Raw genomic sequence first — 17,711 nt, 5'->3', positions numbered from 1 at the left:
TGCGGACTGCCGATGCGGCGGTGGGGCTGCCGATCTGCCCGGACCTGCCGCCGGGGGCGTTTCCGGGCTCCGGATCGCTTGTGCGGGGGAGCGGCGCGAGGGTAATGTCCGGAAACAATTCGTGCGGCATCAGCACGCCGCTGTGGTGATATAGCACGAAGCCTTTCCGTCTCTGCCCCTCCCGACTTGAATGCGAGACCTCATGAGCCCATTGCCCGGGGAGAAGGAACTCCCCAACGCTCTGCCCCGCACCACCGCGACCCAGGTGCCGCTGCGGCGCCTGCAGCGCTCGATGGACGCGCGCCACCTGATCATGATCGCCCTCGGCGGCGTGATCGGATCCGGCCTGTTCCTGAGCTCCGGCTACACGATCAGCCAGGCAGGCCCGCTCGGCGCGATCATCGCGTACCTGATCGGCGCGCTCGTCGTCTACCTCGTGATGGCCTGCCTGGGCGAGCTCGCCACGGCGTACCCCGTGTCCGGCGCCTTCCACATCTACGCGGCCCGCTCGATCGGTCCGGCCACCGGCTTCACCACCGCATGGCTGTACTGGCTGTGCTGGGTGGTGGCCCTCGGCTCGGAGTTCACGGCGGCCGGCATCCTCATGCAGCGCTGGTTCCCTGCCGTGCCCGTGTGGGTGTGGTGCCTCGTCTTCGCGGCCGTCCTGTTCACGATCAACGCGATCTCCGCTCGCGTGTTCGGTGAGACCGAGTTCTGGTTCTCCCTCATCAAGGTGCTCGCCATCGTCGTGCTCATCGTGCTCGGCGGCGCGGCGATCTTCGGCTTCACCCCGCTGTCGGGCGAGCACCCGGGAGCGGTGCTGTTCCGCAACTTCGACACGCCCCACGGCCTGTTCCCCGGAGGCTTCGGCGGAGTGCTGATGACCTCGCTCGCCGTGTTCTACGCGTTCAGCGGATCCGAGCTGATCGGCGTCGCCGCGGGTGAGACGAAGGATCCGGGCAAGAACATCCCCCGTGCCCTGCGCTCCACCGTGCTGCGGCTGCTCGTGCTGTTCGTGGGGTCCATCACCGTCATCGCGGCGATCCTGCCCTACGACAAGGCGAGCGTGACGAGCAGCCCGTTCGTCGACGTCTTCCAGTACGTGGGAGTGCCGTTCGCCCCCGACATCATGAACTTCGTCATCATCACCGCGCTGCTGTCGGCGGGCAACAGCGGCCTGTTCTCGTGCGCGCGCATGCTGTTCTCGCTCGCCGAGGAGGGTCACGCCCCCAAGGCGTTCACCCGGCTCACCCGGCGGGGGATCCCGATCGTCGCCCTCAGCGTGAGCATGGCGCTCGGCCTGGTCTCGCTGCTGTCGAGCGTGATCGCGGCCGAGACCGTGTACCTCGCGCTCGTGTCGATCGCCGGCTTCGCGGTCGTCGCCGTGTGGATGTCGATCGTCGCGGCGCAGTTCTTCCACCGCCGCGCCTTCCTGCGCCGGGGCGGCGACCTGAGCACGCTGCCCTACCGCACGCCGCTGTTCCCGATCGTGCCGATCCTCGCCTTCGTGCTCCTGCTCGTCTCGGTGGTGGCGATCGCGTTCGACCCGAACCAGGTCGCCGCGCTGTACTTCGGCCTGCCGTTCGTGGGGCTGTGCTACCTGTACTTCTGGTGGCGCTACGGCCGGCGCGGCGCGGCGCGCGTCGAGGCGGTCTCGGAGGAGGCGCCGGTGAGCGTCGCCGAGGACCCTGCGGTCGAGGAGCCCATCGGCGGCGGCGGACGATGACCCGCGGACCGGGATGGATCGAGGTCGACGTCGATGCGATCGCGGACAACATCGCGATCGTCCGGCGCGAGCTCGGCACCACGCCGCTGTGCGCGGTGGTCAAGGCCGACGCCTACGGGCACGGCGTCGACCTCGTCCTCCCGGTCCTCATGGCCGCCGGCGTCGACCGGATCGGCGTCACCGGCAATGACGAGGCGCACCGGGCGCGACGGCTCGGGTTCCGCGGCCGGATCCTGCGCCTGCGCCCCGCGCTGCGCGAGGAGATCGAGGATGCCGCATCGGCGCACGTCGAGGAATGGGCGGGCGGTCTGGCCCACGCGCGGGAGATCGATGCGGCCGCGCGTGCGATCGGTCGCCGGATCGGGGTGCACGTCTCCATCAACGCCACCGGTCTCAGCCGGGACGGCGTCGACCTGCACCGCGCGGGCGGGCGCGAGGAGGTCAGCGCCATCGGCGGACTCCCCGGCGTGCGCCCGATCGGGGTCTGCGCGCACTTCCCCTGCGAGGACGAGCACGACGTCGCCGAGGGCGCAGAGGAGTTCCGCGCGCAGTCGGCCCAGGCCGTCGCCCTGCTCGGAGCCGGCGCAGACGGCCCCCTCGAACGGCACTGCGCGACCTCGTACGCTGCGCTGACCGTGCCCGCCTCGAGGTTCGACCTCGTCCGCATCGGCGCGGCGCTCTACGGCGACACCTCGGCGAGGCCGGGACTCCTCAAGCCGGCGCTGCGGCTGCTCTCCCGTGTCGCCGCGCTCAACGTCTACTCGGCGGGCAGCACGGTCGGCTACGACCGGATGCACCGCACCACCCGCACCTCCCGCCTCGCGGTCGTCCCGCTCGGCTATGCCGACGGCTTCCACCGCGTTCTCGGTGGCCGCGCCCAGGTGCTCGTGGGCGGCCGACGGGCGACCGTGGTCGACAAGCTGGCCATGAACACACTCCTCGTCGACGTCACCGACCACCCCGAGGTGCAGGTGGGGGACGAGGTCGTGCTCGCGGGCGCGCAGGGCGCCGATGCCATCACCGCGCAGGATCTGGAGGCCGCCTCGGGCCAGATCGCCGCGGACCTCTACACGGCCTGGGGTCGCCTGCTTCCCCGCCGCGCGTGCGGCGCAGGCGCAGCGTGAACGTCGCGAGCCCGGCCGGTAGGCTGGCCGGATCCGGCTCGCCGCGCAGCGGCCGGCCGAGGGAGGTAAGCAAGATGTCTGCGCCGTCGTCGCTGTCGCAGGGGCTGGCGCTGCTCGGGTCGGCGGTGGCGCGCGAGCGGACGGGGCGGCCCGGATTCACGGCCTCCCGGCTCGCGGACGCGACCGGCATCGAGCGCAGCAGAGTCTCGCGCCTCACCCAGGAGCTGCGCGGACTGCGGTTCCTGCAGCGCGACGAGGACGCGGTCTTCAGCGCCGGCGATGCCTACTTCCGCGTCGCTGCGTCGCTGGACGCCCCGTGGCTGCGCGCCGCGCGGCACGAGCTGCGCATGCTCGCGGCGGAGCTGGGGACCACCGCCCTCGTGAGCGCCGCCGATGGTGCGGCCGCACTGCTGCTGCGCACCGAGGCCGGGGTGGGTGCGTCCGACGGCGGGGTCCGCCACGGCATGGCGACGCCGATCTGGTGCACGGGTGCCGGCCGTGCGCTGCTGTGGGAGCACTCGGCCGAGCAGCTTCAGGAGGTGCTGCACGACGTGCAGTTCGTGGGCGTGGGCGGACCCGCGGCCGCCCGCACGATCGCTGAGGTGCACGCCCTCATGGAGCGGGACAGGGCCGCCGGCGTGGTGACGGCCGCGGACGAGTACGCCGAGGGCGTCACCGACCTGGCCCTGCCGATCCTGGGCCGCGGCGGCGTCGTCGCCTCCATCGCGGTGTCAGGCCCTCCGCGCAGCGCAACCCGCACCAGGGCCGCGCTGATGGCGCTGCACGGCGCCCGCGACCGGCTCAGCGCGCTCGCGGGGGCTCAGTGAGCCGCGTTCGCACCGCGGCCCGCATCCGAGACGTCGCGCTCCCGGCGGTCCGCATCCGAGACGTCGCGCGTGCCACGACCGGCCGCGGGGGCGCCGAGCGCGGCCGAGAGCGCCTCGGCCGCGGCGACGCAGGCCTGCGCCAGCGCGTCGGTGCGCGGCTGCAGCGCGGTGCGCTCGCCCACGATCTGCACGGCCGCGGCCACCTCGCCGCGGAAGTCCCACACCGGCGCCGACACCGAGTAGAGCTCCGGTTCGGCCTCCTGGTCGACGATCGCGTACCCGCGCTCGCGGGCGCGGTGCAGCCGGTCGAGGAAATCGTCCACCGACGCCGGCGCGTTCGGGCCGGGGCTCGTGAACCGGGTCTGCGCCAGCACCGCGCGCACCTCGTCATCGGTCGCGTCCCAGAGCACCGCCTGACCGCCGTCGCTGCAGAAGGCGGGATAGGCGCGGCCGATCCAGGATCCGATCATGCGGGATCCGTCCGGGATGCTCTCCACGATCGTGAGGGTGCTGTCGCCCTGCAGCACGCCGAGGAAGCACGCCTCCCCGGTGCGCGCGGCGAGCTCGTCGAGGACGCCGACGCCGGCCGAGCGCAGCCGGCGGTCGGTGAGATCCTGGGCGGCGGCGTACCAGCCCCAGGCGAGCCGGTAGCGGTGATCGTCGCCGCGCTCGACGAGGCGCTGATCCGCGAGAGCCGACAGGGTGCGCGAGATCTGCGAGCGTTCCCGCCCGAGGGCGTGGGCGACCTCCTGCACCGATGCTCCGCCCGGCGATGCGACCATGAGGTCGGCGAGCGCCGAGAGCACGTCGAAGCCGCGGCCCATGCTGCTCCGGGTCAGCGAGTCCTCGGCGGTGGGCATGGATCGAGCGTACTCGACCGTCGTCACGCGGAATCGGGCGCGGAGCGGCAGGGCACGGGATGCCGCGGCACCGGCCGGCAGGGCACCGGACGGCAGGAGGAGGCGTGATGAGTGCGGCCCACAATAGAGCGGATCCGGTCGGGCTCGACGGTGTGGACGCCGTCGGGCACGACAGCATGGTGACGGTGCTGGACGGCGGGATGTCCACCGCGCTCGAGCAGCAGGGCATCGAAGTGGGAGGCGCGCTGTGGACCGCGCGCCTGCTCGCGGACGAGCCGGAGCGGATCGCCCGCGCGCACCGGGAGTTCTTCGAGGCCGGCGCCCACGTCGCGACGACCGCGACCTACCAGGCCAGCGAGCGCGGCTTCGTCGCCGCCGGGATGGAGCCGGCCGAGGCGCGGGCGCTCATCATGCGCGGGGTGGCGCTCGCCGTCGAGGTGCGCGACGAGTGCGCGTCCACCCGCCCGGGGCTCCGCGTGGCGGCGTCCGTCGGTCCCTACGGTGCGGTCCTCGGCGACGGTTCGGAGTACCGCGGCCGCTACGGGGTCGGAGCGACGCAGCTGCGCGACTTCCACGCGCCGCGCCTGGAGGCCCTCGCCCAGGCCGGGCCGGATCTGTTCGCCGTCGAGACCATCCCGGATCTGGACGAGGCGGTGGTGCTCGCCGGCTTGCTGGACGAATTCGGCGTACCCGCCTGGTTCAGCTACTCCGTGCACGGTGACGAGACGTGCGCCGGGCAGCCGCTCGCCGACGCCTACGCCGTGCTCGCCGGCACCCGCACGGTCATCGCTGCGGGCGTGAACTGCTCCCACGAGGAAGATGTGCTGGGCGCGGTCCAGGCCGCGGTGGCGGTGACAGGGCTGCCCGCGGTCGCCTATCCGAACCACGGCGGCGTGTGGGACAGCGCGACCAAGACCTGGTCGCAGGCGCGCCCGCTCGACCTCGCCCTCGTCGACGCCTGGATCGACGCCGGCGCGCGCTACGTCGGTGGCTGCTGCGGCTTCGGCCCCGCCGACATCGCCGTGCTCGCCCAGCGGGTCAGCGACGGCTGAGGCTGCCGCGGGGTGGTGCCGGGGACGGGCTGCCCCAGGCGCACCTGCGGCAGATCAGCGGCGCCGATATCGGCAACACGGCGGTCCGCAGCGCCTGACCACGGTGAGCGCGAGCCTTAGCCCTTTCATAGCCGGAGCACAGGACGGATACCGCCGCGCGGCGCAGGATGGATCCTGACCCGGCGAGGCTCGCGGGCGATGAGGGCGACCATGAGGAGGACGCGGTGGAGGATCACCGGCCGGCGACGGCCCTGCCGCTGGGGCTTCCGCCGGTCGTGCGCGCGGACGGCAGCCCCGCACGCGCCCTCGTGGTCGATGACGAGCAGGCGCTCGCCGCCGCCGTCGGCGAGTCGCTGCGCACCGACGGGTGGGAGGTGCGCGTCGAGCACCGAGGGCGCAGCGCGCTCATCGCCGTACGCGAGTTTCAGCCCGACGTGGTCGTGCTCGACATCATGATGCCCGGCATCGACGGTCTGGACACGCTGGAGCGGATCCGGGCGATCCGGCCCGAGATCCGGGTGCTGTTCCTGACGGCCCTCGACGGCCACGACGACCGCGTCGCGGGACTGCGTGCCGGCGGCGACGACTACCTCACCAAGCCCTTCGCGATCGCCGAACTGCAGGCCCGGGTGCGGGTGCTGGCTCGCACCGCGGCGGCGATCGCACGCCCCGACGACGCCCGGCTGCGCGTCGGCGACCTCGCCGTGGACAAGGCCGCCGCGACGGCGCAGCTCGGCGGGAACGCGCTCGAACTCACGCCCACCGAGTTCGAGCTGCTGCTCCTGCTCGCGAACAACGCCGGCCGCGTGCTGCGGCGGGCGCAGATCCTCGAGGCGGTCTGGGGCTACGACTTCGGCACGGAGTCCAATGTGGTCGAGGTGTACGTGTCGAGCCTGCGCCGCAAGCTCGCCCCGTCGACGGCGCTCAGCCTCGAGACCGTGCGGCTGGTCGGCTACGTGCTGCGCGTGGCCGACGCGGCCGCGGACGCTCCGGCGACCGCCGACCCCGGAGGATCCGGTGCTGCCGAATCCGTGGCGCGGGACGGATCCGATCTGCGCGAGAGCGCCGCCGGGGGAGGCGCATGAGACGTCCCCGCAGCCTCCGTCTCCAGGTGGTGCTCATCGCCTCGGCGCTCGTCGCGGCGGTGAGCGTCGTCGTCGGCGTGGTCGCCGTGCTCTCGCTGCACGACTACCTTTTCGGGCAGGTCGATGCGCGCCTCAACGGCGCCGCCGCCCGCGGCGCCGAGATCGCCGACGGGCGCGGCCCGCGGATCCCCGCGCCGATGCCCACCACCGCCCCGTCCCCCGGTCCCACTCGGCGGCGGACTCCGGGATCGCTCGGCGGCGACCTTGGTGGGTTACAGCTCTGATCGCCGTGGGCGTGATCCTCCTCGGAGGCGTGCTGGCGCGCACCACGCCGGTGCTGCTCGCTCTCGCAGTCGCCGTTCGGGTCGGTCGGCATCGGGTTCTCGGATCCTATCGATCACCTGAGAGTGCGTCCACGGGTTGCGGGGCATCGGTATCGCGGCCGTGGAGTGCACAACTCAGGCTGGAATGCCCTGGATCGCCGATTTCGCCCGATATGCGGGGTCGCGGCGCGTTCCAGCCTGAATTGCGTCCGGGCGGATGCGAAGACGAGGTCAGGCAGGACGGATCTGGGGCGGGGCTCTTCCCTTCCGATACATAGCGACATATCGTTGACTATCGCTCGACAGGAGTCGGACCTGAGGAGGTCGTCATGGACAACAGCTATGCATCGCGTGGTTTCGGCGGGACGGGATTCGGCCCGGGTGGCGGCCGCGGCTTCGGCGGGCGCCCGGGAATGAATCCCGCCGCCGGGCTCTGGGAGGCCATGGAGCACCTGCGCGCATCGTTTGAGCAGCGCCCTTCGGGCCCGCGCATGGCGCGCGGCGACGTGCGCACGGCGGTGCTCGCCCTGCTCGCGGAGCAGCCCATGCACGGATACCAGATCATCCAGGAGATCGAGGAACGCAGCGGCGGCTCGTGGAAGCCGAGCGCCGGATCCGTCTATCCGACCCTGCAGCTGCTGGCGGACGAGGGGCTCATCGAGGCCGCGGAGCAGGGCGGGCGCAAGACCTACTCGCTCACCGAGGCCGGCCGCGCCGTCGCGGACGAGGCGGGCACCCCGCCGTGGGAGGGCTCCAGCGCGCGCACCGGTGCGGCGTCGTTCGGCGCGCTGCCGAAGGCCGGGGTGGACCTCGCCGGCGCCGCCGCGCAGGTCGCGCGCACGGGCACTCCCGAGCAGGTGCAGCAGGCGGTCGATGTGCTCGACGAAGCCCGGCGCCGCCTGTACGCGATCCTCGCCGACTGATGGCGGGAGGAGCCGCAGAACGCGCCGAGCTCCCGGGCACGACTGCGGTGGGGGAGGCCGCCGCGATCCTCGGGGTGACCGGCTCTCCCCGTGCGGTGAATGTCGCGGGCCGGGTGGTGGGCGCGACCGGGCTTGCCGCGGTCGGCATCCTTCACCTCGTCTGGGCGGCAGGCAGCCCGTGGCCTGCGCGGGATGCGGATGCTCTCGCCGATGCCGTGGTGGGATCGGCGTCCGTGCCCGGCACGGGACCCACGGCGGCGGTGGCGGCTCTGGCGATCGGCGGTGCGGCCGTCACCGGCGGCGTCGGCGGAGACAGGCCTGTCGCGACACTGATCCGCGCGGGGGCCGCCGCGGCGCTGATCGCTCGAGGACTCGTCGGCGGTGTGGTGGCGACGCGGATCCTGCGGCTGCCCGCGCCGAGCGCGCGCTTCCGCAGGCTCGACCGCGTGGTCTACCGGCCCGTGTGCCTTCTGCTCGGTGCGGCGGTCGCCGTGGGGATGTCCGGGGCGTCCGGGCGAAGGAAGATGGGACCGGAGGCACGTCGTCATGGTCGTTGATCGGAGTCCGGGCTCGCCGTCGCTGCGCACTGCCGGGGCGGAGGGCCAGAGCGCGCCGCTGCGCGCGCGGTACCGGCGGATCCTGGGCTTCGCCGCGCGCGTGCTCGCGCAGTTGTGGTGGTTCGAGATCGCCCTGCCGCGGATCGGTCTGGCTCGTGTCGCCGAGAGCAGCCGCGAGCGGCGGATGCGCACGCTCGCGCAGCGGTTCCACGTGCTCGCCGTGCAGCTGGGCGGACTGATGATCAAGGTCGGCCAGTTCCTTTCCTCGCGCCTCGACGTGCTGCCGCCCGAGATCACCACCGAGCTCGCCGGTCTGCAGGACGAGGTGCCGGCCGTGCCCGTGGACCGGATCCGCGCGCTCGCCGAAGCCGAGCTCGGCGTGCCCCTCGAGCGCGCGTTCGCGTGGTTCGAGGAGACCCCGCTCGCCGCGGCATCGCTGGGGCAGGCGCATCGCGCCCGGCTCTCTGCGCAGGACGCGGCTGACACCGGGTTCGCCGAGGTCGTCGTCAAGGTGCAGCGCCCGGGCATCGATCAGGTGGTCGCCACCGATCTCGCCGCGCTCCGCCGCGTCGCCGGCTGGTTGCGGCGGATCCGGTTCATCGCCGATCGCGTGAACGCTCCGGCGCTCGTGGCGGAGTTCGCCCAGACGAGCCTCGAGGAGATCGACTACATCCACGAGGCCGCGGCGGCGGAGCGGTTCGCCGAGGCGTTCGCCGACGACCCCCGGGTGGACGCCCCGCTCGTCGCCTGGGAGCGCACCACGCGTCGCGTGCTCACCCTCTCGGACGTCACCGCGATCAAGATCAACGACGTCGATGCCCTGCGTGCGGCGGGCATCGACCCGGCCGAGGTCGCGCGCGTGTTCGCCGAGGTCATGTTCGACCAGGTGTTCACGCACGGCTTCGTGCATGCGGATCCGCATCCCGGCAACATCTTCGTGACCCCGCACCGGGCCGGAGGGCTCGGGATGCCGGGCGCTTCGACGGGCTCAGCGACCGGCAGCCCGCCCGCGAAGGACCATCCCGCGTGGCGGCTCACCTTCATCGACTTCGGGATGATGGCGGAGGTGCCCGAGGGGATCCGGCACGGGCTGCGCACGCTGTTCATCGCCGCCGCCTCGCGCGACGGGAAGGGCATGGTCGCGGCCGCACAGGAGATCGGCGTGCTGATGCCGTCGGCGGAGAACCGCGAGCTCGAGCGCGCCCTCTCCGCCCTGTTCGCCCGCTTCGGCGGGATGGGCTTCGCCGAGCTGCGCGACGTGGATCCGCGCGAGTTCCAGAGCTTCGCCGTCGAGTTCGGCGACACGATGCGCGCGCTGCCGGTGCAGCTCCCGGAAGGGCTGCTGCTGCTGATCCGGGCGGTGTCGCTCACCTCCGGGATGTGCAGCGGACTGGATCCGCAGTTCAACATCTGGGAATCGATCGAGCCTTACGCGACCCGCCTGCTCGCCGACGAGAGCGGCAACATCGTGCAGGACTTCGCAGCACAGACCGTCGCGAACGCCGGCATCCTGTGGCGGCTGCCGAGGCGGATCGACGAGCTCATCACGCGCGTCGACGACGGATCCGTCGCGTTCGACACCTCGCGCATCGAGCGCCGGCTGGACCGCATCGACGGCCTCATCCGGCGCGGCGTCTCGGCGCTGCTGTTCGCCGCGCTGCTCATCGGCGGGGCGCTCGTGCTCGCGCCGGCGCCCGCGCTCGGCATCGTGCTGATGAGCGTCTCGGCGCTGCCGCTGCTGCACGCGCTGTTCGCGGGACTGTCCCGGCGCGGACCGCGTTAGGCGCCCGCCGAGACCGCCCGCCGCGACGACGAAGGGCGCACGACCGGATCCCCGGCCCCGCGCCCTTCGTGCGAGTGCGCGTCAGACGCCCGCGCGACGGCGGCGCGCCAGCAGCAGCGCGCCCGCGGCGAGCGCGACGACGCCTGCGGCGCCCAGCCCGAGCGGCGCCGCGGATCCGGTGGTCGCCAGCGAGCCGGCCGCTGCCGACCCCGCCCCCGAAGCGCCGGACCCCGTGCCGCCGGAACCGGAGTCGCCGGCTCCCGACCCCGGAGCGCTGCCGCCGGTGCCCGACGGCGCGACCGTGAACTCGGTGGAGGCGACCGTGGTGCCGCCGAACGAGACGGTGACGGTGTGGGTGCCTGCGGGGAGCGTCGCCGGCAGGGTGCCCTGGAGTGCGAACGCGCCCGCGGCGTCGGTGCCCGCGGTGCCGAGCGACACCGGGGTGGAGTGCACCTCGACGATGAAGCCCGAGGCGTCGGCGGCGAGGCCGGACGCCGAGACGGTGACGGCGCCGCCCGCGCGCAGGTCGCCCGAGATCGTCACCGCACCCCGCACGGCGGCGGGGTCGGCGACCACGACGGAGGCGGCGGCGGACGCCGTGGAACCGACGGCGTTGTGCGCGGTGACGGTCGCCGCGTACGTGCCGGGGGCGACGCCGTCGAACGTGAACGACGTGCTGCGGGCATCCACCTCGGCGGCCCGCCCGGCGCCGAGCGACACGGTGTAGCCGGTGATCGCCGATCCCCCGTCGGCCGGCGCCGTCCAGGTGAGCGCCACATGCGCGCCGGCCGGAGAGGCGCCGCCGACGGACACGGCCGGTGCGGCGGGGGCGGCCGGGGCCGTCGGCGCGGGCGCCACGTGGCGCAGACGGTACTCCGTCATGTATGCGAGCTTGCCCGGCTTGGCGTCGGTGTAGGGCTTGGCCAGCTTCGCCCACTCGCCCTTGCTCTCGGCCTTCCCGTCATTCCAGGCGCTCAGCACGCTGAGGTCGCCGGCGGTGTATCCGGACTGCGGGTCGACGACCGCGCCGGCGCCGAGCGCGACCTGGGCCTGAGTGAGCTGCTTCACGAGAGCGAGGGATCCGGCCCAGTCGTCCTGATTCCAGGCGGCGACGGGGATGTCGGGGCGGGTGCGCAGCCAGGTGCCCCAGTAGAACTCCTGGAACGGCACTGCTCCGTCGGCCGAGTAGCCGATGTCGCGAGCGAAGTAGAGGATGCTGCGGAAGCGGTCGTCCTCGAAGTTGGCGAGACCGACGTTCGCGGGCAGCTGGGCCGGCGTGATCGCGTCGCCGTTCACGTCGCGAAGCCAGGTCCACTTGTTCGCCTGCATCGCCGCCCAGAAGTCCGCGTCCGACAGGCCGGACAGGTTGCCCAGCACGCGCAGCCGGACGTGCACGTCGGGGCCGCTGTCCTCGAGGAAGGACGTCAGCGTGTGGTGTCCGTCGGTGAGGTAGAGCACCCCCTGCGGCCCGATCACGACGGTCTTCATCGGGGCGATCGTGTCGGGGGTCTCGCTGCCGACCGGCACCGTGCAGGCGAAGGTGGAGGGATCCGTGAGTGTCGCGTCGGGCTGCGCGCTCGCCGCGTCCTGCTGGCCGTTCGCCTCGCACCAGTCGGCGAACTTCTTGTTGATCGCGTCCTTCGACAGGGCGGTGTCGTAGCGGCCGAGCTTGTAGTAGACCTCGTCGTAGCCGAGCGAGGGCTGGGTGGGGTGCACGTCGCCGATGCGCACATCGAGCAGTTCGCCGACCGGCGCGCACAGATCGCGGGGGTCGCCGACCGTGCAGGAGGCGTCCTTGACGTCGGTCGGGGCGTCGGCGGCGGAGGCGGGGGCGGCGGCGAGGACGGATCCGCCGAGGGTCAGGAAGGAGGCGAGCGCGACGGCGAGCGTGCGACGCGAGCGGAGCAGGGGCACGGGAGTCTCCAGGGGGCGGGGGACAGGAGTCTCCCCGAGCCTGGCGAGCCGAGGCGGACGGAGGGTTGCGGCCGGGTGAACAGCGCGTGACGTGCCGCGCGGCCGTGCCCGATGCGGACCGCGGCCGTACCCGATGAGGACCGCGGGAGACAGCCGATGCGAGCGGCCCGCCTCCGCCTGACCGCGGCGCCGCGGTCAGGCGGAGCGGCGGACGCGCAGCACCAGGGCGATCACCGACAGGGCGATGACGACGACCCCGTAGCCGACGCAGACGGCGCCCAGCCCGACCTGCGCGACGAGCACGCCGGCGACGACCGCGGGCACCCCGAAGGCGAGATACGCGAGCAGGTACAGCACTGCGAAGGCATCGGCGCGCTGGGTCGCCGGGATCCGCGGCGCGAGGGATCCGACGACGCCGAAGAACGCGGTGCCGAACCCCATGCCGGTCACGGCCGAGGCCACGAGGTACGCCGCCAGCGAGCCCATCGCGAGAGCGAGCAGCGAGAGCGCGGTGCCGACGGCGAGCGCGGCAGTGCCGAAGATCACGATCGTGCGTGCAGGCCGGCGCCGGATCGCGAAGGCGGTGACCGCCCCGACTCCGGCGAGGAGGGCGACCGCGAGGCCCTGCCAGAGGTGCGCCGTGCCGCCCAGTTCGCCGTGGACGATGTTCGCCCCGAGGGACAGGAACAGCCCGCCGGTCGCCCAGCCGGCGACGACCGCCGGTGCGGCCCGCCAGAACTCGGCGCGGATGCCCGACGGCACGGACAGGCGGAACTGCAGTGACGCCCAGGCGCCGGGCAGCCGCGGCGCGGTCTCCGGTGCGACGAACATGAGGGCGGCGAGCGCGACGTACACCGCGGCGAGGGGAACGAACACGTCGGGCAGCGCCTCGGGCGTCGCATCCAGCGCGAGCGCGGCGATCAGGGCGCCGGCCGCAAGGCCGATCCCGGGGCTCAGCGCGTTCCAGAGCGAGGCCGCGCCGGGACGCGCCGGCGGGGCGAGGTCGAGCACCGTCGCCGAGAACGCCGCGATGAGCAGTCCGCTGGCGATGCCCTGCAGGATCCTCGCGAGCACGAGCAGCAGCACGGATCCGGCGTTCCCGAACAGCAGCATGCTGACGGCCAGAAGGGTGAGACCGGCGGCGATGACCGGGCGCCGCCCGACGTGGTCGGAGAGCGAGCCCGCCGTGAGCAGCGTGAGCAGCAGGGCGCCTGCGTACACCGCGAACACGGCCGTGATGACGATGGCGTCGAACCCGAGGCGCTGCGCGAGCACGGGGTAGAAGGGCGACGGGGCGCTCGCGCCCGCCATCATCAGGATCTGGGCGACGATCGCGAGGACGAAGCCGAAGCGGGTGCGCGGGGAGCGCACGGACAGAGCAGCGGGCCCCGGGATCCGCGGGGTCGCGATCGGCTGGGTGGTCATGGGTGCTCCTCATCCGTTCGAGAATTATCGAACGGTCTGCACGCTACTCGCCTCGCGCCAAATGTTCAACTATTATCGAACCATGCCAGGCGCCGTCGACCTCCCGCATCCGGAGCGCTCGGAGATCGAGCTCACCGCGGTGCTCTTCGCGCTGAGCGATCCGGAGCGCCTGGCCATCGCGCGCCAGCTCGTCGACGGCCCCCTCGACATGGCGGCGTGCCACGCGACGGATCCGAATCTGCCGAAGTCGACCAAGTCGCACTTCATGAAGGTGCTGCGCGAGGCGGGCGTCATCCGGAATGAGCCGAACGGACGCCGGCGCATCCTCACGCTGCGCCGGGACGACCTCGATGCGAGGTTCCCCGGGCTGCTCGACGCCGTGCTGAGCTCGCCGGCTTCGCCCGAGGCGTCCTGAGCTCGGGGGTCCGGTCGCGGTCAGCCTCGCGTGATCGCGAGCACCGTGGTGCGGGTGGTGCCGGTCTCGTCGGTCGTCTCGTAGCGCACGGGCATCCCCGGGTACGCGAGCGCGAACCAGAACACCGTGTCGCCGTCGTCGTCGCGCACGTCGTAGCGCCGGCACTCCAGGCGCCCGAGCGGGTGCTCGATCGTGTCGGATCCGACCGTCGTGCGCTCGGCGGGGAAAGCGGCGTGCGCCTGCAGCTCGCGCCAGGTGACGCGCTTCGCGCCGGCCGCGCCGGGATCGCCGGCGGGGTGGCTGGTCAGGGTGGCGCCGTCCTCGTCGCCGTCGGAGAAGCGATTGATCCGCTCCGCCACCGTGCTGTCGGGCGCGTCCGTGCGGATCCGGATCGTGGCGCCGCCGCGGAGCGCGTCGCGGATCTCAGCGGCCGTGAACGGCGTCGGCAGCAGCCCGTCCGCGACGACGTGCGGATCCGGATTCTCGGTCATGCGGCCAGGATAGGTCCGATCACGGTTCCGCGGACCTTCGTATCCGGTCCCTGAGCCTGTCGAAGGGTCCGGATCCATGGGTGTGCGTGTCCGGTCCCTGAGCCTGTCGGAGGGTCGGGATCCAGCGGGTGTGCGTGTCCGGTCCCTGAGCCTGTCGAAGGGTCCGGATCCAGCGGGCTGACGCTTCGACAGGCTCAGCGTCCGGGGTCCGCCTTCCGACCGCGTCAGCCGGTGGCTGGGGAGAGCGCGGCGAGATTGGCGGCCATCGCGGTGCGGAGGTCGATCGCCGGATCCTGAGCCCAGGCGTCGAACGCGACCCGGAACGCGGCGACCCCGACGTGCGCCGTCATGATCGCGAGCGGATCGGCCACCCCTCGGTCCCGCAGGGCCGCTGCGAGCGTCTCGGTCAGGCGGTCCATCTTCATCGTCTCCCGCTCGCGCAGCGCGGGATTGCTGCTCACCACCGCGTGACGGCGACGGGCGAAGTCCGCGCGCGAGGTCAGGAGCGAGGCTGCCTGGTCGAGCGCCGCGTCGAGCGCCCGTCGCGCGGACGCGTCGGCGGGTGCGGCGGTCAGGGCGGCGGCCATCTCGATCCCGAGGTTCTCCGATCCGGCGAACAGGACCTCCTGCTTATCGGCGAAGTAGCGGAAGAAGGTGCGCGACGTGACGCCCGCCCGCTCGGAGATCTCCGCGACCGTCGCCTGGTCGAAGCCGACCTCCTCGAAGAGCTCCAATGCGGCCGTGCGCAGCCGTCCCGCGGCGTCCGGCTCCCATCGACCCATGCATCCCATCCTAGTGATGTCATCTTGTGTCATCGCCTGCTATCGTGAGTGATGTCACAATCTGACATGACTTCTCGGGAGACATCATGCGTGTATTCATCACCGGCGGTACCGGCCTCATCGGAACGGCCGTGGTGGCCGAGCTTCTCGCTCACGATCATCAGGTCCTCGCCCTCGCTCGCTCCGATGCCTCGGCGCAACGGCTTCACACCATCGGCGCGGAGTCGATCCGTGGTGACCTCGGCGACCACGACGTCCTCCGCACGGCGGCCGGTGCGGTGGACGGCGTCATCCACCTCGCATTCCGCAACGACTTCAGCAGTCCAGAGGCGGTGGCGGCCAGCGTGGCAGAGGAAGCCGCGGCCCTCGAGGTCCTCGGCGCGGCGCTCGTCGGCAGCGGCCGCCCCATCGTCACCTGCGCGGGGACGCCGGCGGTCCCGGGACGCCCTGCCATGGAGTCGGATCCCCTGAACCTGGATGGTCCGGTCGGCGGGCGTGGCCGCGCGGTGAACGCCGTGCTCGGACTCGCCGATCAGGGCGTGCGGGCATCCGCGGTCCGTCTGCCCCGCACCGTTCACAAGGACGGCACGGGCGGGTTCGCCGGGATCCTGACGAACATCGCCCGCACCAACGGCACCGCGATCTATCCGGGTGACGGCGCCCAGCGCTGGCCCGCCGTGCACGCCGACGATGCGGCGTCGCTGTTCCGTCTCGCGCTCGAGAGCGCGCCGGCCGGGACCTCGTGGCACGCCGTCGGCGACGAAGGCGACCGCGTGCGCGACATCGTGGAGGTGATCGGGCGGCGGCTCGAGCTGCCGGTGGCGTCTGTGCCGCCCGAGACGTTCGGACCCCTCGGCGCGATCTTCGTCGCGGACCAGCCCGCATCCAGCCGGCGCACCCGCGAGGAGCTCGGCTGGACGCCGACCCACCCGTCGCTGCTCGCCGATCTGGAGAACATCGCGCCCTGACGCCGCGGGCGCTCCGGGATGGGCCGGGTTGAGGCGGGGCAGCGACGCAGTGGGCTCCCGTGGTCGGATACGCGGCCGATGGGATGGCGGCATGGTCAGCACGCACCCGGAGGGCGCCGCGGTGCGGGGGCGCGGCTCCCGCTGCTCGCGCGGCATCGCCTTTCGCGTGATCCTCATAGGGTACGCGGAGGCCTATCGCTTGGAGTTCGCCGACTTCGTGAAGCCGGCTCGCAGTGAAGAGTCGTCGTGTCCGGCGTTCGAGGACGACCGAGGGGCGCTTCTCCTTGCGACGCCGCGCGCGTGTCGGTTCAGGAGAAGCGCCCTCAGCCCATGCGAACGTGAGCTCAGAGAGCGGGCTGGCCGGTGAGCCCGTAGCCGTGCTCCTCAAGCGCGCGAGCGAGGAATGTTGCATACCAAGACGGCCACTCTTCGTCGTAGACGCCGTCAAGGTGCTCCCGCTCGTATGAGCCGTGGGCGACCGCGGTCTTACGGAGCAGGTCTTCGAGAACCTCAGCTGCTCGTGCGGTATCGATCGATGCAGCCACGGCTCAGCGTCCCGGGAGTCGATCGATGACCTGCTGGATGACCCACTCGTTGCCGTCGGGGTCGTCGAAGGAGGCGTAGGAGGCGTAGCTGTGGTGCTCCTCGTTGGGGCCGTCGACGCGGTTCTGACCGTCGGCCCAGTGGAAAACGCCGTCGGCGTCGTGCCAGATCGGGGTGATGTCGATTCCTCTGTCGACGAGCTCTTGACGGGCACCAGCGAGATCGGGCGTCACCAGGTGCAGACCGCGCGCGGCACCGGGCCTGGCAGTGGTGAGGTGCTCTCCGAAGATGATGGAGGCACTCGATCCGGGAGGAGTGAACTGCACGACGCGGAGGCCGCGATCAGTGGCGAAGTCGGCGTCCTCGCGGAATCCGATCCGGGCGTAGAAGTCCTTCGCGCGATCGACATCGGAGACGGGGATGACGACGACTTCGAGTGCGAGTTTCATGGTGTTCGGTTCCTGTTCTTTCGAGGGGTGGTCAGCGGGCGCTGAAAGCGGACGTGAATGATTTCTTGAGACGGGGTGCTCCGACGATCGGAAGGAGCGCGGCCAGGATCTTGGCGCCGAACGCCAGGGGCGTGCGGGTCAATGCAACCTCGATCCGTGTGCCATGTCCGTCGGGAATGAACCGGAAGTCCCACCCGCCGCCGGCGCCGAACAGTTTGGAGTCGTGCGTGACCACCGTCACGGACCCCGCGGCGGCGTCCCACTCGTAGCGGCCGCGCTCCCATGCTGCATCGTTGCCTTCGGTGACCTCCGCCCAATCCGCTCCGCGGTCATGGACCTGGAAGTGCTCCGGGTCGATACCCGACCAGACCTCAGTGCGAGCAGGGCTGAAGTCGGTGAGGACAGCCATCGCCGCTGAGGGCGAGAGCGGGGACGATACCCGGAATCGGGTGACGGACATGGCG

19 protein-coding genes are annotated in these 17,711 nt (G+C 72.4%); 11 read left to right on the top strand and 8 right to left on the bottom strand.

Annotated elements, in window-relative coordinates; genetic code table 11:
• Window positions 1-202: 202 nt before the first annotated feature.
• The 3 genes from AERO9AM_RS17250 (at window position 203) to AERO9AM_RS17240 (ending at window position 3,677) form a co-directional block, all read left to right on the top strand.
• Window positions 203-1,726: an amino acid permease gene (locus AERO9AM_RS17250; RefSeq protein ID WP_159577258.1), complete on the top strand. Its 1,524-nt coding sequence runs from the start codon at window positions 203-205 to the stop codon at window positions 1,724-1,726.
• A complete protein-coding gene (alr, locus tag AERO9AM_RS17245) occupies window positions 1,723-2,850 on the top strand; it encodes an alanine racemase (protein ID WP_159577257.1) in 1,128 nt (375 codons plus the stop codon). The genes AERO9AM_RS17250 and alr overlap by 4 nt, the downstream gene beginning before the upstream one ends.
• A gap of 74 nt (window positions 2,851-2,924) precedes the next feature.
• Complete coding sequence (locus AERO9AM_RS17240; RefSeq protein WP_159577256.1) at window positions 2,925-3,677, top strand: IclR family transcriptional regulator domain-containing protein; 753 nt, start codon at window positions 2,925-2,927, stop codon at window positions 3,675-3,677.
• On the opposite strand, the gene AERO9AM_RS17235 is transcribed toward AERO9AM_RS17240, so the two are convergent.
• Entirely contained in the window at window positions 3,671-4,537 is an 867-nt protein-coding gene (locus AERO9AM_RS17235; RefSeq protein ID WP_159577255.1) for an IclR family transcriptional regulator, read from the bottom strand. The genes AERO9AM_RS17240 and AERO9AM_RS17235 overlap by 7 nt on opposite strands.
• Window positions 4,538-4,644: 107 nt before the next feature.
• On the opposite strand from AERO9AM_RS17235, the gene mmuM reads away from it, so the two are divergent.
• The 6 genes from mmuM (at window position 4,645) to AERO9AM_RS17205 (ending at window position 10,260) form a co-directional block, all read left to right on the top strand.
• Window positions 4,645-5,589, top strand: coding sequence for a homocysteine S-methyltransferase (gene mmuM / locus AERO9AM_RS17230; RefSeq protein WP_201298674.1), 945 nt, complete (start codon window positions 4,645-4,647; stop codon window positions 5,587-5,589).
• 224 nt (window positions 5,590-5,813) lie between these two features.
• Complete coding sequence (locus AERO9AM_RS17225; RefSeq protein ID WP_236602667.1) at window positions 5,814-6,674, top strand: response regulator transcription factor; 861 nt, start codon at window positions 5,814-5,816, stop codon at window positions 6,672-6,674.
• Complete coding sequence (locus AERO9AM_RS17220) at window positions 6,671-6,958, top strand: hypothetical protein (RefSeq protein ID WP_159577253.1); 288 nt, start codon at window positions 6,671-6,673, stop codon at window positions 6,956-6,958. Before AERO9AM_RS17225 ends, AERO9AM_RS17220 begins: the two co-directional genes overlap by 4 nt.
• A gap of 368 nt (window positions 6,959-7,326) precedes the next feature.
• Window positions 7,327-7,920, top strand: coding sequence for a PadR family transcriptional regulator (locus AERO9AM_RS17215; RefSeq protein WP_159577252.1), 594 nt, complete (start codon window positions 7,327-7,329; stop codon window positions 7,918-7,920).
• A complete protein-coding gene (locus AERO9AM_RS17210; protein WP_159577251.1) occupies window positions 7,920-8,477 on the top strand; it encodes a DUF3995 domain-containing protein in 558 nt (185 codons plus the stop codon). The genes AERO9AM_RS17215 and AERO9AM_RS17210 overlap by 1 nt, the downstream gene beginning before the upstream one ends.
• Window positions 8,467-10,260, top strand: coding sequence for an ABC1 kinase family protein (locus AERO9AM_RS17205; RefSeq protein WP_159577250.1), 1,794 nt, complete (start codon window positions 8,467-8,469; stop codon window positions 10,258-10,260). The genes AERO9AM_RS17210 and AERO9AM_RS17205 overlap by 11 nt, the downstream gene beginning before the upstream one ends.
• Window positions 10,261-10,341: 81 nt before the next feature.
• Here the strand turns inward: AERO9AM_RS17205 and AERO9AM_RS17200 are convergent, their stop codons facing one another.
• Both AERO9AM_RS17200 and AERO9AM_RS17195 read right to left on the bottom strand, forming a co-directional pair.
• Window positions 10,342-12,174, bottom strand: a complete 1,833-nt coding sequence (locus AERO9AM_RS17200; protein WP_201298673.1) for a ParB-like protein — start codon at window positions 12,172-12,174, stop codon at window positions 10,342-10,344.
• 195 nt (window positions 12,175-12,369) lie between these two features.
• Window positions 12,370-13,599 (bottom strand): MFS transporter, encoded by a 1,230-nt coding sequence (locus tag AERO9AM_RS17195; protein ID WP_159577249.1) that lies wholly within the window; start codon window positions 13,597-13,599, stop codon window positions 12,370-12,372.
• An 82-nt stretch (window positions 13,600-13,681) separates the two neighbouring features.
• Between AERO9AM_RS17195 and AERO9AM_RS17190 the strand changes: the two genes are divergently transcribed.
• A complete protein-coding gene (locus tag AERO9AM_RS17190; RefSeq protein WP_159577248.1) occupies window positions 13,682-14,014 on the top strand; it encodes an ArsR/SmtB family transcription factor in 333 nt (110 codons plus the stop codon).
• Window positions 14,015-14,034: 20 nt separating this feature from the next.
• Here the strand turns inward: AERO9AM_RS17190 and AERO9AM_RS17185 are convergent, their stop codons facing one another.
• Window positions 14,035-14,505 carry a hypothetical protein gene (locus AERO9AM_RS17185; protein ID WP_159577247.1) on the bottom strand — a complete coding sequence of 157 codons (471 nt, stop codon included), beginning with the start codon at window positions 14,503-14,505 and terminating at the stop codon, window positions 14,035-14,037.
• A 224-nt stretch (window positions 14,506-14,729) separates the two neighbouring features.
• Window positions 14,730-15,287, bottom strand: a complete 558-nt coding sequence (locus AERO9AM_RS17180) for a TetR family transcriptional regulator (RefSeq protein ID WP_159577246.1) — start codon at window positions 15,285-15,287, stop codon at window positions 14,730-14,732.
• An 86-nt stretch (window positions 15,288-15,373) separates the two neighbouring features.
• Between AERO9AM_RS17180 and AERO9AM_RS17175 the strand changes: the two genes are divergently transcribed.
• Window positions 15,374-16,255, top strand: a complete 882-nt coding sequence (locus tag AERO9AM_RS17175) for an SDR family oxidoreductase (protein ID WP_159577245.1) — start codon at window positions 15,374-15,376, stop codon at window positions 16,253-16,255.
• A 344-nt stretch (window positions 16,256-16,599) separates the two neighbouring features.
• Here AERO9AM_RS17175 and AERO9AM_RS17170 read toward each other — a convergent pair whose 3' ends face one another.
• Genes AERO9AM_RS17170 through AERO9AM_RS17160 form a run of 3 tightly spaced genes read right to left on the bottom strand, consistent with a single transcriptional unit; the run spans window position 16,600 to window position 17,707 of the window.
• Window positions 16,600-16,800 (bottom strand): hypothetical protein, encoded by a 201-nt coding sequence (locus AERO9AM_RS17170; protein ID WP_159577244.1) that lies wholly within the window; start codon window positions 16,798-16,800, stop codon window positions 16,600-16,602.
• A 3-nt stretch (window positions 16,801-16,803) separates the two neighbouring features.
• Window positions 16,804-17,247, bottom strand: coding sequence for a VOC family protein (locus AERO9AM_RS17165; protein ID WP_159577243.1), 444 nt, complete (start codon window positions 17,245-17,247; stop codon window positions 16,804-16,806).
• A gap of 31 nt (window positions 17,248-17,278) precedes the next feature.
• On the bottom strand, window positions 17,279-17,707 hold the full coding sequence (locus AERO9AM_RS17160; protein ID WP_159577242.1) for a hypothetical protein: 429 nt from the start codon (window positions 17,705-17,707) through the stop codon (window positions 17,279-17,281).
• Window positions 17,708-17,711: the final 4 nt, after the last annotated feature.

The sequence above is a fragment of the Microbacterium sp. 8M genome (assembly GCF_902506375.1).
GTDB lineage: Bacteria > Actinomycetota > Actinomycetes > Actinomycetales > Microbacteriaceae > Microbacterium.
The sequence above is the reverse complement of the archived record's forward strand: the minus strand, read 5'-3'. Positions and strand labels throughout refer to the sequence as shown.